This is a genomic window from Paenibacillus terrae (genome assembly GCF_005217525.1).
GTDB lineage: Bacteria > Bacillota > Bacilli > Paenibacillales > Paenibacillaceae > Paenibacillus > Paenibacillus terrae_C.
This window is the reverse complement of the sequence record NZ_PNXQ01000016.1, coordinates 539,766-560,218: the sequence shown is the minus strand read 5'-3', so window position 1 is coordinate 560,218 and position 20,453 is coordinate 539,766. Positions and strand designations below refer to the sequence as shown.

Below are 20,453 nucleotides of genomic sequence, written 5' to 3'. Positions count from 1 at the left end.
CTAAAGTATGAAAACTTGGATATTTGCCGGGCTATGTGATAAAAGCGATACCTTGTTATACATCAGCAGTATATTGGCAGCATCCGGTCAACAGGTATTACTTGTGGATGCCACGCTGCGAGGACAGTATCGATATAGCATAGGGATGCTCGACAAACAACTTCCCATTGTGCAGTTTGGCGATTTTGATGTCGCCACGGGTTTTACATCTTGGGAGGATCTGCATATCGCTATGATGGCTGATCGGAAAGCAGGTTTGACTTATGACATCGTTATTCTGGATGTAGAGTCGCCCGATTTCTGCCCCGTATCTGCTTGGCAAGAGGCGGAACAGCGGATTTGGGTTAGTGACTATAGCCGGATGTTAATGGACAACGGACAGGTGTGGCTTGAGCGTTTGTTCAGTCAACCTGAATTTCCCAAGAATCTTGTTTTTCACAAGTTATTTATACACGCCGTAGATTGTGGCGTGGAGGAGTCGTATTTATGGGAATACATGAACCGCTTTCCGGCCTCTTGGCAGCAAGAGCCGTATATACTGCCATGGGATGAGGGGCATCTAGCCCTAAAGCTGGAAAATGAGCACAAACAACGGCTCAAGCTTAAGCCATTGTCCAGGGTGTACAAGAAAGAGCTGAGCCGTTGTATTGGAGAATTAATGGGTTGGGAACCCAAAGAGAGCCGTCATGCGTTAAAGCGTGCGGAAAGGAGGAAAGCATGAGTACCATTTTGTTTTGGAGTCCGGTTAAGGGAGCGAGTGGAAGCAGTTCTTTGGCGGCGTCCATAGCTGTTACCATAGGTAATCTATATAGAGGGCGATTGCTGTTGACTCATTTGGGGCGCAGACATAGCGGGATAGAATCGGGATTTCCCATACAAGAACATCGTATGGACGATCCAAGCTTACAGCTTCAGGAGGGAGGTTGGGATGCTCTTGCACGATTAGTTCTGCGAGGGACTTTGTCCAGAGAAAATATTCGTAATTATACGACGCCTGTGCTGGAGCAGACTCTCGATGTGCTTGAGGGAACCTCAAGCTTTGGAGCCGCTCCGCCCCTGTTATCCTCTGCTCTTGTACGAGCAGTGATGGATACGGCGGATCAGTATTATGATTTGACGCTGGTTGATGCAGGGAGTGGGGCAGGATGGGGAGCTGTACAGCATGAAGCATGTGTGCGAGCCAAGCTGGCAGTTCTTTCGCTAACTCAAAATATGAGAGAGCTGGATGCCTACTTTGAATCTGTGTCTCCATTATCCACTTACTCGGGATTGCCGTTATTGATCGTACTTGGAAAATATGATGTGCATTCTCAAGCGAATGTGGCGAATATTCGCAGGAGATATGGCTACAAGGGAGCCCTCCATACCGTTCCTTACAGTACTGAATTTATGGACGCGTGGAATCGCAGAGACGTGATAGGTCATGTGCAACGAGATGTACGAAGCGGGAAAGAAAAGGATCGCAAGCTTTTTACGCCTGTGGGATGGGCACAGAGCATACGTCAGATCAGCAAGGCTATTCTGGAGACGGCAGAGTCCGATCTTCGGCTCAAGGCTTTGGAGAGGGGCGCTTAAATGCTGTCCGCTCAAATGATTAACGGGCTGATTCTTACCTGCATCGTTCTGTTGTGTATCATACTGGTTATCGTTAAATACCGAGGGAGCCTTCGCTTGCGGCATTCAACCATTCAGATAGCTCTAGAGAGTGAAGATGCCACATTGGAGGCGCTGATGGAGTATATCAAAAATGCGCTGCACGAGCTAAGTCATAGTCAGATGGCGGATGCCGGATTACATGAGGAGGAATACAGGCGGCGTATCCATCAAAGGGCCGAACTGCGCAGGGCGTTAAAGGACTGTGCTAATGGCAGCAGTGGAGACAAACGTTTTGTTAAAAATTTGATGGCTGAGCTGCTGATTAACGGTTACGGCTTGAATGAAAAGATCGTCGATACCGTTATGCCATTTTCCAGACCAGAACTGTTTAGCGTACAAGATCAATTCGAGATTGTATTTTATCAATATCAGCAAAAGTTTGGCGTGGATGCCCTGTCTCGTTTGCTGGATACTTATGATTTGGCGGAAATGAGATATTCGCAGCAAGATGAAGAGGATGGAAGCTATCATATCACGGCAGAGGATATCCGCTATATCTATGACTGTGAGCATCGCCCTCTCTCCTTTCTGGAGAAGGTAGATATTATTGTACAGCGGATCTATCAGCACTATAAAGGCTTTTCCGTCATTGATGATATTCGTGACCAGCGGATCGACGGTGTCAGTGGGGGCGTTAGCGGTGTGCCGGAAGGCGGAATGCCTGTATCGGCCGATTGGCCTCAGGATCAATATGCATTCGAACAAACATCTGAACCGATAGCGAATGGCTATGAGAGTGTATGGATTTTTTATAAAGGCAAGACCATTCACCTTTCGTTCCTTTCCTTCGGTTCAGAGCGGGAGCTTAAAAGGGTGTGCCAAAATATTTACAAATACAACTACCCGGGGCAGCTTTCCGAAGCAAATGGTTATAAGGTGAACGAAATGAAGGATGGGTCACGGGTTGTTGTGGTACGACCTCCTTTTTCAGAATCGTGGGCTTTCTTTGTCCGTAAATTCGATATTCAAAGCGCATCGCTCAAGCAATTGATTAAGGGAGAAAATGCTGAGTTTCCGATACAGTTACTTTCTTATTTAATGAAAGGCAGCCGGATCACAGCAATCACCGGGGCGCAAGGCTCAGGTAAAACGACGCTGCTGATGGCGATGGTCAAGCATATTTATGCTTCGTATACGCTTCGTGTGCAGGAAATGGCCTTTGAGCTGCATCTGCGTAGCATATACAGCCGCCGTAACATTCTGACCTTTCGGGAAACGGATCATATTTCAGGGCAACAAGGGCTCGATTTGCAGAAAAAGACAGATGGAACCGTCAATATCCTTGGTGAGGTAGCGAGTGATGAGGTAGCCGCATGGATGATTCAAATGTCGCAGGTTGCCAGTCTGTTCACCATTTTTACCCATCACGCCAAAACCTTTCGTGATCTTGTGTTCTCCCTTCGTAATTCACTGCTCAAAACAGGGGTGTTCCAGCATGAAGGTATTGCTGAGGAACAGGTCGTTCATGTCATTAACTTTGATGTGCATCTCAAGCGTGATGCTGAGGGACGGCGATATATTGAACGGATTACGGAATGTGTTCCTCACGACCCCGATCATACAGATTCAGGCTCCAGCTCTGCGTCGAGTTATAGGTACCGTCATGTTATGGAATATCGGAATGGGAGATATATGGCGATGGAGCCTCTAACAGTCAAAAGCGCAGAAGAAATGTGTGAGCAGATGAACGTAAAGGATGCCGGAGATTTTCGCAGATTCCTGACTCGCTATTGGGAGGAAGCCTATGAGTCTTAAAGAAATTTTACTGTGGGTTTTGCTCATTTCGGGTGGGTGCTTTGCGCTTCTCTATGTGACTTTGTGGTGGTTGCGCAAGCGTAATGGTCATGCAGTTCGCAGAGGGCGAATCCATTCTGTGCGAGAGGGACGGAAGGGAAAAGCAGTGCTGCAACGGCAATTGCAATCTGCAATGCACAAGTTGTACACGCTAGGCATGAGATTCCCTATTACATCTGGGTATATCACGAGTGTACGCAAACGATTATCCGGTTTGCATGCCTACGATGAATATAAGCTTCGCCTTGAGACGATGAAGATGACGTTGTTCATTTGGGGGGCTTTTGCTTGCAGCGGGATTGTATTGCTTATGATGAAACCGGGGATAGAGTTTGCCATACTGGCTCTGTTATGCGGAGTGGTGATTAACAGTCTCATCTTAGATATGGCGATTAGCCGGATGGAAAAAAGACTGCTTGCACAGATGATCGAATTGTTCGCCAATGTACGCCATCATTATCATCAGCACGGCATGGTGGATGAGGCAATATCCGAGGCGGCCGATTTGGCAGGGGCTGAGGCTGGAAGGCATGCGCGACTTATTCATGAGGCGCTGACGGACGTTGATCCGCACGAAGCGCTGGAAAGATATTATGAGTCTGCTCCAAGTCGGTTTTTAAAAGCCTTTGCCGGTATTTCGTATATGGTAATGGAGTTTGGTGACCGGATTGAAGAGGGAGGCTCCATTTATTTAAAGGGACTTGGCAGTCTTGCACGCGAAATCCAGCTAGAACTGCTGCGGAGAAACAAACTGGACTACCTGCTCAAAAGTTTAAATGTGATCGCACTTGCACCTGTTTTCTTTACAACACCAATCGAAAGATGGGCAAGGTCCAGCTTTCCATCTATGGATGAGTTTTATCAGGGGAAATGGGGCTTTATCACAAAATTGTCCGTCTATATTGTAATTATTGTATCTTACTTCCTGCTCCAAAAGCTGCAACAGACTGATGAGACTGGATATCGTGCAGGCAAAGGACGGCGGGTCTGGGAGCAAAAGCTGTACCGTTTCCCCATTATTCGTAGTGTGGTGGATGCTTTAATTCCGCAGCAGCATATGCCCTCTTATTTCCAACTGACCCGGCTGCTAAAGGAAAGTGGTGCAGAGGTCAAGCTGGAGTGGCTGTACATACGCAGAATCACTCTTTTTATCGCAGGACTAGTGCTCAGCATCAGTACAGTATTTATTTTACATGAAGCTGAGAAAACACATATTCTTTACGCTCCGGTTCAATCGGGACAAATGTTTGGACGTTTGAGTACGGTGGAGGAAAAGGAAGCTTTAAAGCAGAGTGAAATGGACCGCAAAATGATGCACGCGCTAAATATGAGGGCGGACAGTACTTATGAGCAGACGTACGCAGCGCTGGAGCGCGTTTCTGGTAGCATAGCCACTCCGGAGCAGCTTTCCGAAAATACGCGTCGTATTCTGCAAAAGCTGGGAGCGTGGAACGCGGAATACATCAAGTGGTGGGAAGTGCTGATTAGTTTGGTTACCGGGTATGTAGCCTATCAGATGCCTATGTTTTTACTGTACTTGCAGCGAAAAATGCGGCGCTTGGATATGAGGCATGAGGTTTACCAGTTTCAGACGGTCATTTCGATTTTGCGAGCCATGGAACGAATGTCTGTTGAGGAAATATTGGAATGGCTGAACCGATTTTCGGTTATTTTCAAAAGGCCTATACAAAAATGCTTGCTTCATTATGAGCATGGGCCCGAGGCAGCACTAGACTTGTTGAAAGAAGAAGCGCCACTCCCCGAATTTCAGCGCTTGGTGGACAAGCTGCATCTGTCTTTGGGCAAAATTACAATTCGAGAGGCCTTCGACGATTTGGATTCCCATATGTCCTACTATTTTGAACAAAGAAAACAGGAGTATGAAAAAATGATAGACAGCAAGGCCATCTGGGGAAGGATGATTGGTTTTGCTCCGATGTACGGACTTATCTTTTTATATTTGGTCATTCCTTTGATCGGTATGAGCATTGTCCAAATGGATAGCTATTATGAGCAAATACAAAAGATTCAATAGCAGTTTTAATACGACTGTTACGATATCACAGCTAAGGAGAGAAAAATAATGAATAACGCATCAACAGCCTTAAAAGTAGCTGCTGGCATATTTTTGACCATTGCACTGATCACAATCGTAGTTATTTTGTTTATTTCAGCACAGGAGGCAACCAAAACGGCACAAAACAATTTTGCCGATATCCAGACCGAGTTGTCTCAAGCCTCTTTTACAGTATATGACGGTACAACGATCAGCGGGTCCCAGGTGACCAATGCGCTGCGAAAATTTCAGGGTAAGGACCAATTTGGTATTCAGATTAAAACCGGAAAAAACATGGCAGGTCAGTGGTACGGTAATGCTCTGAACATTAGCACAGACAGTGAACAGTATGGAGCGGTGAATGGTGGAAGTGATAAGACAGGAAAAATAACGAATACGCTGAGTGAGAAAGAAAACGAATATGTAAATCCAAGTGGTAAATTCAAGGCGGAAATCGTCAAGGATAAATCAAACGTTGTTCGCGGGCTGTTGTTCACCCAATCCTAGGAAGAAGAATAAGTATAACAATTGTAAGGGAGATGTGTAGCATGTCTGATCACGCTTCAAGTATGCTGCGGCTTGGTGTGTCAGTTACGCTGTTTATAACCGCATGTGCAGCGGCAGCAGAACTGTCCAGTCAGATGGGCACTACACTGGAATTAAGATCGCAGCAGGAGGAGCATTCCGAGGGGCGTATCAATCGTACTTTAGAGGTGAGTATGCCAGAACGGGTCAAAGGAACTCAAGTAATGCAGGCAATCCGTATGAACTTGCAGGACGGCATTACTGTCCAGGTCGATGGTACAGTGTACGATATGTATTCCGAACCGTTTGAGCCCGATGTATCGGCTCTTGATGCTTCCTCTTTATATTCCATGAATCCACAGCGTGATCAGTATGGAGAAATACAATCCATACGTTTTGAGAAATTGGGGGAGGACTGAAGTGGTTCAATCTATTTCCAAGCTGTTGGGGGCACTGCTCGCTGTATTGCTTTTGTACATAGTGCCTGCAGCTCAAGCTGCTGAACGGCAGAATGATATTTCCGGGTTAAATACGTATCATTCAACCGTACGTTTTGTTGATATGGTGAGAACCAAGGGATATATTACACCGACAATGTATAACGACTTTATACGTGAGCTAGAGCTGACGGGAAATACGTATGAGGTTGAATTGGAGCATATGCACAAAAAATATGTACCGGACTATGCAGATGCGGCGAGGCCGGATAGTTTTCTCGGTTACTATTCCTCCGTATATGACGGTTACTATAGCCCGCAAATCTTGCCTGTATTGTTTCCGGACAATCAGCAGCCAAAGCCGGCTCAAACGCGTCGGTATACCATGATGTCAGGAGATTATTTTACAGTGCGGGTACACAATACGAATCGAACTCCTGCGGACTTGTACAAATCATGGCTCCTTGGTGGGACAGATAGCGGCAAACCTGCGGTTACAGCTTCTTACGGGGGCATGGTTCTGAATGAAGATTACTGATTTTGCAGTTATATTTATACTGCTCTTTCTGCCCTTTGGCGTGGTTAGTGACCTGCGGGTGCAGAACCAGCGCGAAGTACAGCAATTGGAAATGAAATATACCTCGGCCCTTCGTACCGCAGCTCAGGATGCAGGTGTCGTGCTTTCACAGAATGAGCGTCAGGAACGAGAGGCTGGGTATGGCTCGGACAAGTTTTTTCGTGTAGATAAAGAAGAAGCGCTGCACACGTTCCTGCATACCCTTTTTCTTAATATGGGAATTGATGGGGATACAGTGGCACAACGCGCATTATTGGATTATATGCCTGCACTTATGATTCTGGACTATGACGGCTATTATGTGTTCGCTTCCGAATCTTACACAGATGAGCATGGACAAGCTGTCCAGGGACCCAAATGGAGTGAAAAAAAACCTTATGCCTACGTCGATTCAGCAGGTAACAGTGTAGGGTTTACTTTGGATAATTATGTACATGCCTATGATGCTAGGAATCACAGGTGGGTAGAGGGTTTTCAGAAGGAGCTTCAGGGACAGACAACGATCTCGTTGCTGAATGACCCGGAAGCTTTTGAGCAAGTACGACGTTCCACCATTGTTCACAGCATTCAGGAGGATCTGGGCCGACTCATTAATCTCCATAACGAAAAAGCAGCACATAATGGTATATCCTATACATTTACGCTACCGCTTATCTCACAAGAGGAATGGTATAACACGGTAGATGATGTGGGGCTGATGGCGTTTCTCCAGGGAATCCCGGTTGGAGACAGGTACTACAATAACTATGGGTTCGGTGGCGGAAGAGTCGTCAGGAAGCAAGCCATGATCGGCGGCGTAGAGCCGGATACCGGAACGAAATATTTTTACAGAGAGTCCTGCCCAGTCCCCTTTAAAGCGACAGAGCGTTTTACAGATGAAAAATCTGCGGCAGCCGCAGGGTATTTTGAATATAAATGTGATAATGATTATAAATAAAATCTTTAAACAATCTTTAAATAAATCACTCCTATGAGTGGTTTTCTTTTTTTATAAGCAGACAATATCAAAATCCTTCAAATTCACCCATTTTCAATATTCCGATAAGGCTATCGGATGTGCTACAATAAGGCTTTGAAAGAAATGTATATGAAATAAGAACAGTCGGCATCGCCGATGACAATAAGGAGCCAAAAACAGCTTATGAGTTTATTGACTGTAGAAAATGTATCCCATAACTTTGGGGACCGCGCATTGTTTAAAAATGTATCCTTCCGTTTGCTCGCAGGGGAACGTGTAGGTTTGGTGGGAGCCAATGGTGTTGGTAAATCGACACTGATGAACATCCTGACCGGAAAATTGCTTAAGGATGAAGGCAAAGTGGAATGGACTCCACGTGTACGTTATGGGTATCTGGATCAGCACACCAAGCTGACACCCGGTAAAACGGTGCGGGATGTACTGAAGGACGCCTTTCTCCCATTGTTGGAATTGGAAAAGGAAATGATGCAGATCACTGACAAGATGGGGGAAGCTTCTCCTGAAGAACTGGAAGTCCTGCTGGAACAGATGGGTGAAATTCAGGAGCAACTGGATATGGGGGATTTTTACCTCATCGATGTGAAGGTTGAAGAAATGGCGAATGGACTGGGCCTAGCGGCGATAGGACTGGATCGGGATGTATCCGCACTTAGCGGTGGACAACGGACCAAGGTGCTTCTTGCCAAGCTGCTGCTGGAAAAGCCGAATGTGCTGCTGCTGGATGAGCCTACCAACTATTTGGATGTAGAGCATATTGAATGGCTTACACGTTATCTGAAGGATTATCCATATGCGTTTATTCTTATTTCTCATGATACTGAGTTTATGAATCAGGTCGTGAATGTCATCTATCATCTTGAATTTGCCAAAATGACCCGTTATTCAGCCAATTATGAAAAGTTCCTTGAAATGGCTGATCTGAACAAAAATCAGCATATTGAAGCTTATGAGAAGCAGCAGGATTTTATTAAGAAGCAGGAAGATTTCATTCAACGCAATAAGGCTCGCGCCTCTACGTCAGGTCGGGCGAAGAGTCGTGAGAAGCAGCTTGATCGAATCGAGCGCATTGATAAACCGGAAGAAGCGGCTAAGCCAACATTCCAATTTAAAGAAGCGCGTGCAAGCGGGAAAACAGTATTTGAGGGTATTGATTTTGAAATTGGTTACACCCATGCCCTGTTGCCTAAAATGTCCATGACGATTGAACGTGGTGATAAAATTGCGATTGTGGGCTACAATGGTGTCGGTAAATCGACATTGCTCAAAACCATTCTGGGAAAAATTCCGCCGATCAGTGGCAAGACCTATCAAGGGGATTTCTTGCAGCCAGCTTATTTTGAGCAAGAGGTACGCGCAGAGAAAGTTACACCGATTGAAGATGTGTGGAATGAATTCCCGCACTTGAACCAGCATGAAGTCAGAGCGCATTTGGCGCGTTGCGGTTTGAAAAATGAGCATATCACTCGTCCGCTATCCGCGCTCAGTGGTGGTGAGCAGGCCAAAGTCCGCCTATGCAAACTGCTAATGCGGGAAAGCAACTGGGTGCTTTTCGATGAGCCTACCAATCACTTGGACATCAAAGCGAAGGATGAGCTCAAACGTGCCTTGAAGGAATACAAAGGAACGGTACTGCTCGTATCTCACGAACCGGACTTTTATGAGGATTGGGTAACCAAAACGTGGAATGTGGAAGAATGGTCAAGTAAAGCCAATTAAATATCCAGTTCTGTACCAAGCTTCACAAGAAGCAGGGTTTGCAGGATTAGGAAAATATGCTAAGCTATCTTTAGCTGATACAATAAAATAGTTACACTAGGGGAGCCGCCCATGCGGCTGAGACGGAATAAATGGATTTCGGACCCTTTGCACCTGATCTGGGTTATGCCAGCGTAGGGAAGTGAGCGCCGTACAAGCAAGGTAACGAATTTATTACTTTGTTTGTATGTGGGACGATATACGTATACGGATATAATGATCCGTTTGGTTATTGGACGTACGTTAAACCACTTCCTTCGGGAAGTGGTTTTTTTGCGTTTTCGTTCGTATTCATATATTTGTATTCATAATACCGTACCTCTTCATTTTTTTGCTGGTAAACGTGGTCAGTCCATACCGTATAGCACGATATGAGACTGTAAAGATACAGGGTCAGCTTACAACCATTGAGTCCATTGTGAGGTGAGAATAAGATCGAATTGCACGTAATTACGACGGAAGGCAATACCGATGCATATGCACATACTGCCCAAGTGGCTGCTGCTATTCATCCGTATGTTCATTATGTACACGTGCGCTTGAAGCAGAAGGGCGCATCTGGATTGCTTGCTTTAACCCGCAGTATGGTGAATCGTGGAGTTCCTTTACAGCAAATTGCAGTAAATGACCGGGTGGATGTTGCATTGCTGACCTCCGTTGGAGCTATCCAGCTACCGGCTGACGGATTACCTGTTGCATCTGTTAAAAGCTTACTTTCAGAGGGTACGCGGTGCGGGGTGTCGGTGCATTCTTTGGAGGAGGCACAGGCTGCCGAACAGGCAGGAGCGGATTATGTACTCTATGGCCATGTGTATGAGACTAACTGCAAGCCTGGTGTTACTCCGCGAGGTATAGTACAGCTTGAGCGCATATGCAGGCTGCTGAACATTCCTGTGATCGCTCTAGGCGGCATACAACCACGCCATATTCACGAGCTGTATACTGCGGGTGCAAGCGGAATTGCGGTGATGTCCGGCATCTGGGAGGCTGAGTCCCCCGTTGCGGCTGCGATGGCGTACAAGCGAATGGCGGATCGGGTAGTGCACAGCCTGTAGTGGTGAAACGAAAGTAGGAGATCGCCGCAAGCAGAATCATTAGTGGAGAGGAGAGATGGAACATATGCCAGAGATAAAAACAGGGGCACAAGCTATTGGACATGCTGAATGCTTGGTCATTGGTGGAGGTGTCATCGGTAGCTCGATTGCTTATCATGTGGCCAAGGAGGGTCGCAGTACGATATTGGTGGAACGATTCATTCCGGGCGAGGGAGCCTCAGGAGCTGCGGTTGGGATGCTGGCAGCAGAGAGTGAAGAATTCACCGATCCGGAATTGGCGCAGTTCGCTCGCACAAGCCGGGATGCATTTCCCGAGCTGGTTCGTGACCTGGAGCATTTGTCCGGTGTTCCAGTAGAATTCCGGACAGAAGGATTTGTGACCCCTTTCCGGTCGGAAGCAGAGGGACAAATACGCTGGGATGCGGCTATTGCGCGAGAGGATGATCATCCTGTGTGGTGGGATACCAGAGAATTGGCCCGCCGAATTCCAGGTTTGGATGGTCAAGTGATCGGGGCTATATACCGATCAAAGGAGACGCAGATTTCTCCGGCCCAGCTTTGCTGTGCTTATACAAGGGCAGCTACGGTGCTGGGAGCAACAATATGGACTGGTACACAGGCGGAGCAACTCATAGTACAGCATGGGCGAGTTTGTGGCGTGCAAACAGACAGTGGTTTTTTTTCCTGCGAACAGGTCATTATTGCTGGAGGCTTGGATAGTATGCGACTGCTGGAGCAGGTTGGTTTTGAATATCCGCTTAATCCGGTCAAGGGTGAGGCTGTTGCAGTCTCCTTGAAGGATCATCCATTGGAATATACTATTTACGCCGATGATATTTACCTGGTGCCCAAGCGGAATAACGAGCTTTGGATTGGGGCGACGAGTCTGTCACATCAGTTTGACAAAGAGGTCACTATTGGAAGCCTGGAGGGGCTGCTGGCCCGTGCTTCTGCCTGGCTGCCTCGCGTCCGTGAAGCTTCTTTTATACGCACTTGGGCGGGCTTGCGTCCGCAGGCAGCGGCGGGGCGTCCTTGTATTGGATCTGTACCCGGCGTGGAAGGAGTATATACTGCGGTCGGACACTACCGGAACGGTGTGTTGCTGAGCGAAGCTACCGGGCGTGCGATTGCAGCGCTGTTAAAAGGGGCTGGTGTGGCTGAGCTTGGAATAAGCAGCTTTTCTCCTGAACGTATAAAGGAGGCGAGCAAATGAAGCTGACGATTAACGGTCAGAACATGACCTTTTCTAATCAGATCATTCATGTGGATCAACTGCTGAAAGAGCTGGATTTGAAAGTAAAAACTGTAGTGGTGGAGCTGAATCGTCACATATTGACTCGTGAAGATCATGATGAAGCGGTACTGAAGGATGGAGATAGCTTGGAAATTGTACATTTTGTGGGAGGCGGTTAATGATGTTAACGATTGGAAAAGCATCTTTTACTTCAAGGCTGTTATTGGGTACAGGAAAATTCCCTGATCTGGATATTCAATCCAAAGCTATGAAAGCTGCGGAGACCGAAATATTGACGTTTGCCGTGCGAAGATTAAATTTGGAGGAACGGGATAAGCAACATTTTCTGGATACGCTGGATTTGAGTCGTTATACGTTGCTGCCTAATACGGCAGGAGCGACGACAGCGGATGAGGCAGTGCGCATCGCTCAGCTGGCGAGAGCCTCAGGTCTGTGCGATATGATTAAGGTGGAGGTCATTGGGGATAGCAAGACATTGCTGCCTGATCCTTTTGAAACGCTCAAGGCCAGCGAAAAACTGCTGGAGGAAGGTTTTATCGTGCTGCCTTACATATCGGATGATGTGATTCTTGCCAAAAGGCTGCAAAAGCTTGGTGTACATGCCGTTATGCCTGGAGCTTCACCCATTGGTACCGGACGCGGCTTGCTAAACCCGTTCTCATTGGAGCTAATTATTGAACAAGCGGAGGTTCCAGTTATCGTCGATGCGGGCATTCGCTCACCTGGAGATGCGGCAATGGCGATGCAACTGGGGGCAGATGCCGTGCTGTTGAATACAGCTGTATCAGGAGCTCAGGACCCCGTAAAAATGGCTGAGGCGATGAAGCTGGCTGTTCGCGCGGGCAGATACGGTTTTGAGGCGGGCATGATTCCTGTAAAACGTTATGCCTCTGCGAGCAGCCCGACAGAAGGCTTGGTTCAGGCATGAAGGCGACTGAAAAAACTGGTGTGCAAGTACAACCAAGTGATCGTTATTCCAGACAGGAAAGATTCGCCCCATTCGGGCCGGAAGGACAACGTCGTCTGGCTTCATCCCACGTACTGATAATAGGTGCTGGAGCGCTGGGTACCGGGATTGCTGAAACGCTCGTTCGCGGAGGCGTAGGCACTGTAACCATCGCAGACCGGGATTATGTGGAATGGAGTAACTTGCAGCGCCAGCAGCTTTTTCAGGAGAGTGACGCCGCAGAGAGGTGTCCCAAAGCAGTAGCTGCTCAGCGAAGACTAAAGGAAATCAATTCGGAAACGATCATACATGCACATGTACTGGATGTTGGGGTAGAGGAATTGGAGGAGCTGATTCAGGGAGTGGACCTCATTATGGATGCCACCGACAACTTTGATACCCGGCTACTTATGAACGATATGGCACAAAAGCATCGCATTCCTTGGATTTATGGGGGATGTGTTGGCAGCTATGGTGTAACCTATACCATTTTACCAGGGAAAACGCCTTGTCTTCATTGTTTGCTTGGAGCTGTACCGTTCGGTGGAGAAACCTGTGATACCGCGGGAATTATACCGCAGGCGGTGCAGATGGTCACGGCCAACCAGACCACGGAAGCCTTCAAGCTACTTGGTGGATACCCGGACGATCTTAGGGGGAAGCTGCTTTCGTTTGATCTGTGGCAAAATGAGTATGTAGCTATAGTAGTAGACAGTGTCAAAAAAGTGGATTGTCCTTCTTGTGGCACTCATCCTACCTACCCGTATTTGTCGGGAGCCTATCGCCAGAAAACAGATGTACTGTGCGGCCGGGATACCGTTCAAATTAGACCAGCAGAGCCGATACGGGTGAATCTTATGGAGACAGCAGACAGACTGGCTTCTTTGGGAGAGGGAAGAGTGGAGCAAAATCCGTTTCTGGTTTCTTTCAGTGAGGGAGCGCACCGTTTAGTTATTTTTGCAGATGGGAGAGCATTAATACATGGAACGAAGGACGTCACAGAAGCAAGGAAAATCTATCACCGCTATTTAGGCTAAACCGTAAAAGCAGGAAGTCTTCCTTCGTGGAATGATTTCACTGCTTTTTTGTTACAATATAATAAATAGGTTTGAATCGTTTGTATCAAATACGTCTGTATCTATTACGCAGTCCTATGTCCAAACACAGGTGGGTGAGAAGAATGAACCCGTTAATTTTACTCTTGGATGAGAATGAAGAATCTGCTACTACGTATACACGTCAGTTGGAGCAGCAAGGCTATCAGGTGGTTAACGCCCGCAATATAGCGGGAGGAAAGTCTTATTTAGAGGAGAATCCTGTGAATTTGCTGCTTCTGAATATGGATAAAGAGCAGCCTGATGGACAAGGCTTGATCCGTACCATGCAGCAAAATGATCCCACTGTTCCGATATTCGTAATGACCTCATCCGACGATGAGAACCATATTGTTTCCTGTTTTGAGCAGGGAGCACACGATGTGATTGTTCAACCCTTTTCCCTTAGGGTGTTTCAAGCTAGAGTGGCTAATTTATTGCGGATTTTTGGTACTGCACGTGATGTGAAAAAGCCGATACAGGCGGGTGATTTACATATTGATAGTGGAAGAAGACTGGTTAGCAGAGGCGGACAGAAGCTGGAATTAACTCCGAAGGAATTTGATCTTTTGCTTCATCTGGCTATACATCTTAATCAGGTCTGCAGCAGGCAGCAAATTTTGAAGGATGTTTGGAAGCATGATTATATTGTAGATACGAACGTAGTGGACGTGTATATCAGGCATTTGAGAGTCAAGGTAGACAAAGGGCAAAGCTTCAAAATGATTCGCACGCAACGAGGTATAGGCTATTCACTCAGGACACCCCCGGAAGCAGAGTAGTGTAGTATTGGAAAATATAAAAAAGCCGAGACCCTGTGTCCCGGCTTAAATACGTTAAATCAAATGAATGCTACAGCACGCGGCGTGCTTTGATGTATGTTCTTTTCCAGTTGCCGGAATTCAAATCGGAGATTGTAACGCCCGGACTACCGTATGTGTGTAAAATTTTCCCTCCACCTGCATAGACCGCTACATGTGTAATATTGCGACCCGTGGCGCGACTACCGCTCGAAAAGAAGACAAGGTCACCCTTTTTCAGATTGGACTTGGATACGGCATGTCCAACATTCGATTGTGCAACAGAGGTACGTGGCAAGTCGATGCCGTATTTCTGAAATATATGTTTCGTAAAGGAAGAGCAATCAAAATTGCGTGTAGTGCTTGTGGAAGCTCCGAATTTGTAGGGAGTTCCCATATAGTTTTCACCGTAGTTAATTATTTTTTGACCTACAGAAGTAGTAGCTGTGGCAGCTTGAGCTGTATTTGTTCCCTCTAATGCAAACGTTCCAAAGCCGATAGTGGCTGCCATTCCTGTGATAATTGCCTTTTTTATGATTTTATGCATGTTCATGTTGTAAGTACCTCCAGAAATTGATTTGTGCAATATTTTGCTGAGTTGCTAACTAACTTACAGCGTTGAGTATAACAGCTTTAAAACCGCCTAATAGTTGGAAAAGTACGCTCAAATGCTTGAGGGACAAGGCTTACACGCCAATTATTAAAAAACGATTAAAAATTACAATTTGTAAAAAATATCGAATTTTAAAATCGGAGAAAATGATAAAACCCTTGATAATCAAGGGTTTTAAAAGAAAAAATCCTTTTGAAAAGGTTACAAAAATGTCACAATCAATCTTTGCTTTGAACCACAAGCAGAAGCCCGCTTTCAATGGAAATCGTCCCTTTTGGAGCTACGAGTTGGTTGCTGACTCCGCGTGATTGTCCCATTTTAAGTGTGGCATTGTGCAATGGATACATAAATCCATCCAGCTCTATACCGGTTACTTCGGCAGTCATAGGAATGAGCGACGTATATGTATAGCCCATGGGCTCAATCTCCAGCGTCGATCCAGTGAGTTCAATATAGTTATGGGCGTCCATAATGGCACAGCCTATATGATGCTGCATCGCACGTACCAATACTTGAATGTTAGCGAGCGTATGATCCATCCTGGTACCCGTAACGCCAAGCATAAGCACATGCTCTGCCTGCTCATTCATGGCAATTTCCAGAGCGAGCTCTGTATCTGTCAGGTCCTTGAGCACCGGATCACACGAAAGCATGCGTCTACTTGCAGTTTCAACCCGCGACTTTTCCTCAGAGGTTACCGAATCAAAGTCTCCTACAGATACATCAGGTGTAATGCCATGCTCAATCAGGAAAAGTGCACCCTTATCTGCACCTATAATGAAATCTTCGGGTTGTATTTGTTGTAGATCTTTTTCGCTAAGATGACCGCCGGAAAATACAATGGCGCGCTTCTTAATCATATCGAACATCCTTTCTGTCTGTCATGCGGTCTAGATGTACTACCAGAGTTTAAGTATAACGCGTTAAATATGGCTTGCACAATTTTGGAGGGCATAGCTACAATGGAACAGGAAAAAGAAGTTGTAACGTGCAATAGGAAGGAGAGGCGAAATGATTAACGTTTTGTTTGTGTGTTTGGGTAATATTTGCCGTTCCCCAATGGGGGAGGCGGTACTGAGACATAAAGCGCAGGAACGAGGACTAGGTGCGAAAATCAGGGTAGACTCGGCAGGAACAGGAGACTGGCATATAGGAAATCCCCCGCATGAGGGAACGCTAAAGCAGCTTAAGCTGCACGGAATTAGTGAACAAGGTATACAGGCGCGACAGATGAAAAGCCGTGATTTTGAAGCGTTTGATTATATCGTGTGTATGGATGATTCCAATGAGCGAAACATGCGCAAACTCGCGGGCGGAGCAGAGGCTGACATTTTAAAATTCATGGACCTGCTGCCACAAGAAAAGCTGAGAGAGGTGCCGGACCCGTATTTTACTGGAAATTTTGAAGAAACATACCGATTAATGAACGCGGGTTGCAATGCCTTACTGGACAAAATCATAGAAGAAAAGCTATAATGTGAACGACAGAAGACGGCAAAAAATGCCGTTTTTCGTTGCAATTTTTGAAAGCGCATCCAACATGAGGAGGGAAAAGAGGAAAGAGCATGACGACCTAATCTGGTCAACAAATGCTCAAATCCCCGCTAATCTCTGTAGTTTTGGAAAAGCTTCACTCAGGAGCGATCTAAAAAATACATTAGCGCGTCAGGTAGCTCATTTTGCCAAAAGCCCCATAAATGCTTGCCATCCTTTTCTCGATAGGAAACATCGGCGTTCCGTTCGCGTAGCAAATCTGCGCATTGGCGGTTAAGCTCTACAAAATTGTAAATACCGGTGTCGCTCTCAAACGCATCTTCTTGAAGACCAACCGTCATCCACACCCGCAGTTGGGACAGATCACGCTCACGAGCGATAATTTCTTGTGAAGCTTCATAGTAAGCACCGGACAGGCTGATAATACGATTGAACAGTTGAGGATATAGCAAGGCCAAATGCAGAGACACACTGCCTCCTAGTGAATCTCCAGCCAGAATCCGGGATGATGAATCTCTTCTTATAGGATACTTCTGTTCCACATAGGGAATAATCTCTTCTGCAAAACAGGCGGTGTACGCCTCAAAACGATTGCCAAAGGGAGCATACTCCTGAGTTCTGATTTTCGTGTTGACTTCCACGCCGACGATGATGAAAGGCTCAACGCCTTCGTCCAGAATGAGACGGTTTGCCTGTGTTGCTATACGGCCAAAATTGAAAAATTCCTCTCCGTCCTGACAGTACACGACCGGGTAGCTCAAAATTTCATTATAGCCGGGCGGTAAATAAATACGGAGTGTTCTGGTTTCGCCAAGAAAGCGGCTGTTTATTTCGTCTTTTAGGATGGTTCGTTTCAAATACCGGGAATCCGTCATTTTTCGTCACCTTTCGGGGGGATGATTTTGCATTCGAGATCACAATAAGTTAAGATTACCCTGATTGCAATAGATGTTTAAAATTTCAATCATGTACTAAGCTGTTATAGTAAAAAATAAACCCTGTTACACACACAAAATGTGGCGAACTCAAAAAAAATAACTAAATCTTTGACGCAAGCAATATAACAGGTGTATAATAATCCTATAACAGCGGAACTTGATATTCAAATTTTTTTGTTGAGGTGAAGAAAATGAGCAAGGTTCCTTATGAAGTGTACACAGAGGAAGTTGAGGCTCTGTCCGTGCTTTCTCCGGATGGTGAAATTATCAATAAAGATAAATTGCCTGAACTTACAGATGATCAGTTGAAAGAAATTATGTATCGCATGGTATTTACACGTACTTGGGATGATCGTGCCGTTAACTTGGGTCGTCAAGGACGTCTCGGCTTCTACGCTCCGGTATCTGGACAGGAAGCAACAATGATTGGTAGTGAATATGCACTCCAAAAAGAAGACTTTATTGCCCCAGGCTACCGCGATATTCCGCAAATCGTTTGGCATGGCCTGCCATTATATCAAGCATTTCTGTATTCCCGTGGTCATCAACACGGCGGCCAAGTGCCGGACGGTGTTAATGTATTGATGCCACAAATTATCATCGGCGCGCAAATTTTGCACGCTATGGGTATTGCAATGGGATACAAACTGAAAAAACAAAAACAAGTCGCCATTACATATACAGGTGACGGCGGATCTTCTGAGGGTGACTTCTACGAAGGCCTGAACTATGCTGGTGTATACAAGCTGCCAGTTATTTTCTTTGTACAAAACAATGGTTACGCAATCACAACTCCCTTTGCGAAGCAAACGGCTGCTCTTTCGATCGCTCACAAAGCGGTTGCTGCTGGTATCAAAGGCGTTAAAATCGATGGAATGGACGTACTCGCAGTTATCAAGGCTGTGCAAGAAGCTGCTGAACGCGGACGTAACGGCGAAGGTGCTACATTGATTGAAGCGGTAACATACCGTTTCCGCCCGCATTCCCTGTCTGACGATGCAAGTAAGTATCGTTCGAAAGAAGAAGAAGGCGAATGGAATGCCAAAGATCCTATTGCCCGTTTTGCGAAATATCTTGAGAAAAAAGGTCTTTGGACTGAAGAAGATACAGCACGCGTAAAAGAAGAAGCTAAGGCGAAAGTGAACGAAGAGATCAAAAAAGCCGAGAAAACAGAAAAAATGACCATTTCCGGCTTGATCGACAGCATGTTCGAATCTACGCCTAAGCATCTGGAAGAACAAAAGGCTGATTTTAAATAATTGAGCTTGAAATAAATCAGAGAGACCGGGCGGCAACCCGATCCGGTCTGTTTTTCAATTGGACCTGAACTGAAACTGATCTGTCAATGTTTAAGGAGGAAATGAAGCAAATGGCACAAATGAACATGAAAGAAGCGATTCGTGACGCACTGCGCGTAGAGTTGAAACGCGACCCTAACGTCTTGCTTTTCGGTGAAGACGTAGGTCATGTAGGCGGTGTATTCCGCGCAACAGAAGGTCTGCAAAAAGAGTTTGGCGAAGAACGTGTGTTTGATACTCCGTTGGCGGAATCCGCAATCGGGGGTCTTGCTGTGGGTCTGGGTGTTCAAGGATTCCGTCCTGTAGCTGAAATCCAGTTCGTAGGCTTTATCTTTGAAGCACTCGACCAAATGGCGATTCAAGCATCCCGTATGCGCTACCGTTCCGGTGGACGTTACAATTCTCCAATCGTATTCCGTACGCCTTTTGGTGGCGGGGTTAAAGCTGCTGAGCTGCATACAGATTCCCTGGAAGGACTTCTGGCTCAAACACCAGGTATCAAGGTTGTTGTCCCTTCCAATCCTTACGATGCAAAAGGTCTGATGATTGCGGCTATTCGCGATAACGATCCAGTATTTTTCATGGAGCATTTGAACTTGTACCATGCATTCCGTGCTGAAGTTCCTGAGGATGATTACACCGTTGAGCTGGGTAAAGCGAACGTAGTTCGTGAAGGTTCCGATGTTACAATCATCACTTATGGTTTGATGGTACACACCTCTGTCAAAGCTGCTGATGAACTGGAAAAAACAAAAGGTATTAAAGTCGAAATTATTGATCTGCGTACCGTTAGCCCAATTGACATCGATACAATCGTGGCTTCCATTCAAAAAACAAATCGTGCCATCGTTGTTCAAGAAGCGCAAAAGAGCTCTGGCGTAGCTGCCGAAGTGATTGCACAAATTAACGAAAAAGCAATTCTGCATCTGGAAGCACCAGTTCTGCGTGTGGCAGGTCCAGATACCGTTTATCCTTTTGCTCAAATTGAAGATACTTGGCTTCCAACGCCAACACGTATCATTGATGCGGTTAATAAAGTACTGGAATTTTAATTAAAGCACACCGTAAATTTGGGAGGTTTTAAACGTGGCTAAATTTGAATATAAATTCCCGGAGCTGGGTGAAGGTCTTCACGAAGGCGAAATCATCAAGATGCACATCAAGCCCGGCGACAAAGTAAC

General features: G+C 46.1%; 21 protein-coding genes and 1 riboswitch. Of the genes, 18 read left to right on the top strand and 3 right to left on the bottom strand.

Features of this window, described 5'->3' with window-relative positions:
• Positions 1-7: 7 nt before the first annotated feature.
• The 15 genes from C1I60_RS20105 (at position 8) to C1I60_RS20035 (ending at position 14,911) form a co-directional block, all read left to right on the top strand.
• Entirely contained in the window at positions 8-721 is a 714-nt protein-coding gene (locus tag C1I60_RS20105; protein ID WP_137063309.1) for a hypothetical protein, read from the top strand.
• Positions 718-1,575 carry a hypothetical protein gene (locus C1I60_RS20100; RefSeq protein ID WP_137063308.1) on the top strand — a complete coding sequence of 286 codons (858 nt, stop codon included), beginning with the start codon at positions 718-720 and terminating at the stop codon, positions 1,573-1,575. Before C1I60_RS20105 ends, C1I60_RS20100 begins: the two co-directional genes overlap by 4 nt.
• Positions 1,576-3,411 (top strand): ATPase, T2SS/T4P/T4SS family, encoded by a 1,836-nt coding sequence (locus tag C1I60_RS20095; RefSeq protein ID WP_137063307.1) that lies wholly within the window; start codon positions 1,576-1,578, stop codon positions 3,409-3,411. It begins immediately after the preceding gene.
• Positions 3,401-5,485 (top strand): hypothetical protein, encoded by a 2,085-nt coding sequence (locus C1I60_RS20090; RefSeq protein WP_137063306.1) that lies wholly within the window; start codon positions 3,401-3,403, stop codon positions 5,483-5,485. Before C1I60_RS20095 ends, C1I60_RS20090 begins: the two co-directional genes overlap by 11 nt.
• A gap of 48 nt (positions 5,486-5,533) precedes the next feature.
• Positions 5,534-6,013 (top strand): ABC transporter permease, encoded by a 480-nt coding sequence (locus tag C1I60_RS20085; RefSeq protein ID WP_137063305.1) that lies wholly within the window; start codon positions 5,534-5,536, stop codon positions 6,011-6,013.
• Positions 6,014-6,054: 41 nt separating this feature from the next.
• Positions 6,055-6,450 (top strand): hypothetical protein, encoded by a 396-nt coding sequence (locus tag C1I60_RS20080; RefSeq protein WP_137063304.1) that lies wholly within the window; start codon positions 6,055-6,057, stop codon positions 6,448-6,450.
• A gap of 1 nt (position 6,451) precedes the next feature.
• The gene (locus tag C1I60_RS20075) at positions 6,452-7,006 is read left to right on the top strand and encodes a hypothetical protein (RefSeq protein ID WP_137063303.1); all 555 of its coding nucleotides are present in this window, start codon (positions 6,452-6,454) and stop codon (positions 7,004-7,006) included.
• Positions 6,993-7,982 (top strand): hypothetical protein, encoded by a 990-nt coding sequence (locus C1I60_RS20070; RefSeq protein ID WP_137063302.1) that lies wholly within the window; start codon positions 6,993-6,995, stop codon positions 7,980-7,982. Before C1I60_RS20075 ends, C1I60_RS20070 begins: the two co-directional genes overlap by 14 nt.
• A 204-nt stretch (positions 7,983-8,186) precedes the next feature.
• A complete protein-coding gene (locus C1I60_RS20065; RefSeq protein WP_137063301.1) occupies positions 8,187-9,740 on the top strand; it encodes an ABC-F family ATP-binding cassette domain-containing protein in 1,554 nt (517 codons plus the stop codon).
• A gap of 88 nt (positions 9,741-9,828) precedes the next feature.
• Positions 9,829-9,937, top strand: a riboswitch (TPP riboswitch).
• Between the two features lie 282 nt (positions 9,938-10,219).
• Positions 10,220-10,834, top strand: a complete 615-nt coding sequence (locus C1I60_RS20060) for a thiamine phosphate synthase (RefSeq protein WP_137063300.1) — start codon at positions 10,220-10,222, stop codon at positions 10,832-10,834.
• A 64-nt stretch (positions 10,835-10,898) separates the two neighbouring features.
• Positions 10,899-12,047, top strand: coding sequence for a glycine oxidase ThiO (gene thiO / locus C1I60_RS20055; RefSeq protein ID WP_137063299.1), 1,149 nt, complete (start codon positions 10,899-10,901; stop codon positions 12,045-12,047).
• A complete protein-coding gene (thiS, locus tag C1I60_RS20050) occupies positions 12,044-12,247 on the top strand; it encodes a sulfur carrier protein ThiS (RefSeq protein WP_137063298.1) in 204 nt (67 codons plus the stop codon). Before thiO ends, thiS begins: the two co-directional genes overlap by 4 nt.
• A gap of 2 nt (positions 12,248-12,249) precedes the next feature.
• The gene (locus C1I60_RS20045; protein ID WP_137063297.1) at positions 12,250-13,017 is read left to right on the top strand and encodes a thiazole synthase; all 768 of its coding nucleotides are present in this window, start codon (positions 12,250-12,252) and stop codon (positions 13,015-13,017) included.
• Positions 13,014-14,072: a ThiF family adenylyltransferase gene (locus C1I60_RS20040; RefSeq protein ID WP_137063296.1), complete on the top strand. Its 1,059-nt coding sequence runs from the start codon at positions 13,014-13,016 to the stop codon at positions 14,070-14,072. The genes C1I60_RS20045 and C1I60_RS20040 overlap by 4 nt, the downstream gene beginning before the upstream one ends.
• Before the next feature lie 143 nt (positions 14,073-14,215).
• The gene (locus C1I60_RS20035; RefSeq protein ID WP_137063295.1) at positions 14,216-14,911 is read left to right on the top strand and encodes a response regulator transcription factor; all 696 of its coding nucleotides are present in this window, start codon (positions 14,216-14,218) and stop codon (positions 14,909-14,911) included.
• Positions 14,912-14,981: 70 nt separating this feature from the next.
• On the opposite strand, the gene C1I60_RS20030 is transcribed toward C1I60_RS20035, so the two are convergent.
• On the bottom strand, positions 14,982-15,482 hold the full coding sequence (locus tag C1I60_RS20030; RefSeq protein ID WP_137063294.1) for a C40 family peptidase: 501 nt from the start codon (positions 15,480-15,482) through the stop codon (positions 14,982-14,984).
• A gap of 278 nt (positions 15,483-15,760) precedes the next feature.
• Positions 15,761-16,402, bottom strand: coding sequence for a thiamine diphosphokinase (locus C1I60_RS20025; protein WP_137063293.1), 642 nt, complete (start codon positions 16,400-16,402; stop codon positions 15,761-15,763).
• Between the two features lie 151 nt (positions 16,403-16,553).
• On the opposite strand from C1I60_RS20025, the gene C1I60_RS20020 reads away from it, so the two are divergent.
• Positions 16,554-17,018 carry a low molecular weight protein-tyrosine-phosphatase gene (locus tag C1I60_RS20020; RefSeq protein WP_137063292.1) on the top strand — a complete coding sequence of 155 codons (465 nt, stop codon included), beginning with the start codon at positions 16,554-16,556 and terminating at the stop codon, positions 17,016-17,018.
• Positions 17,019-17,176: 158 nt separating this feature from the next.
• On the opposite strand, the gene C1I60_RS20015 is transcribed toward C1I60_RS20020, so the two are convergent.
• Positions 17,177-17,911, bottom strand: a complete 735-nt coding sequence (locus C1I60_RS20015; RefSeq protein WP_137063291.1) for an alpha/beta hydrolase — start codon at positions 17,909-17,911, stop codon at positions 17,177-17,179.
• Positions 17,912-18,165: 254 nt separating this feature from the next.
• Here C1I60_RS20015 and pdhA point away from each other — a divergent pair, with 254 nt between their 5' ends.
• Both pdhA and C1I60_RS20005 read left to right on the top strand, forming a co-directional pair.
• On the top strand, positions 18,166-19,233 hold the full coding sequence (gene pdhA / locus C1I60_RS20010) for a pyruvate dehydrogenase (acetyl-transferring) E1 component subunit alpha (RefSeq protein ID WP_137063862.1): 1,068 nt from the start codon (positions 18,166-18,168) through the stop codon (positions 19,231-19,233).
• Between the two features lie 110 nt (positions 19,234-19,343).
• Positions 19,344-20,324, top strand: a complete 981-nt coding sequence (locus C1I60_RS20005; protein WP_014281492.1) for an alpha-ketoacid dehydrogenase subunit beta — start codon at positions 19,344-19,346, stop codon at positions 20,322-20,324.
• The last annotated feature ends 129 nt before the right edge of the window (positions 20,325-20,453 follow it).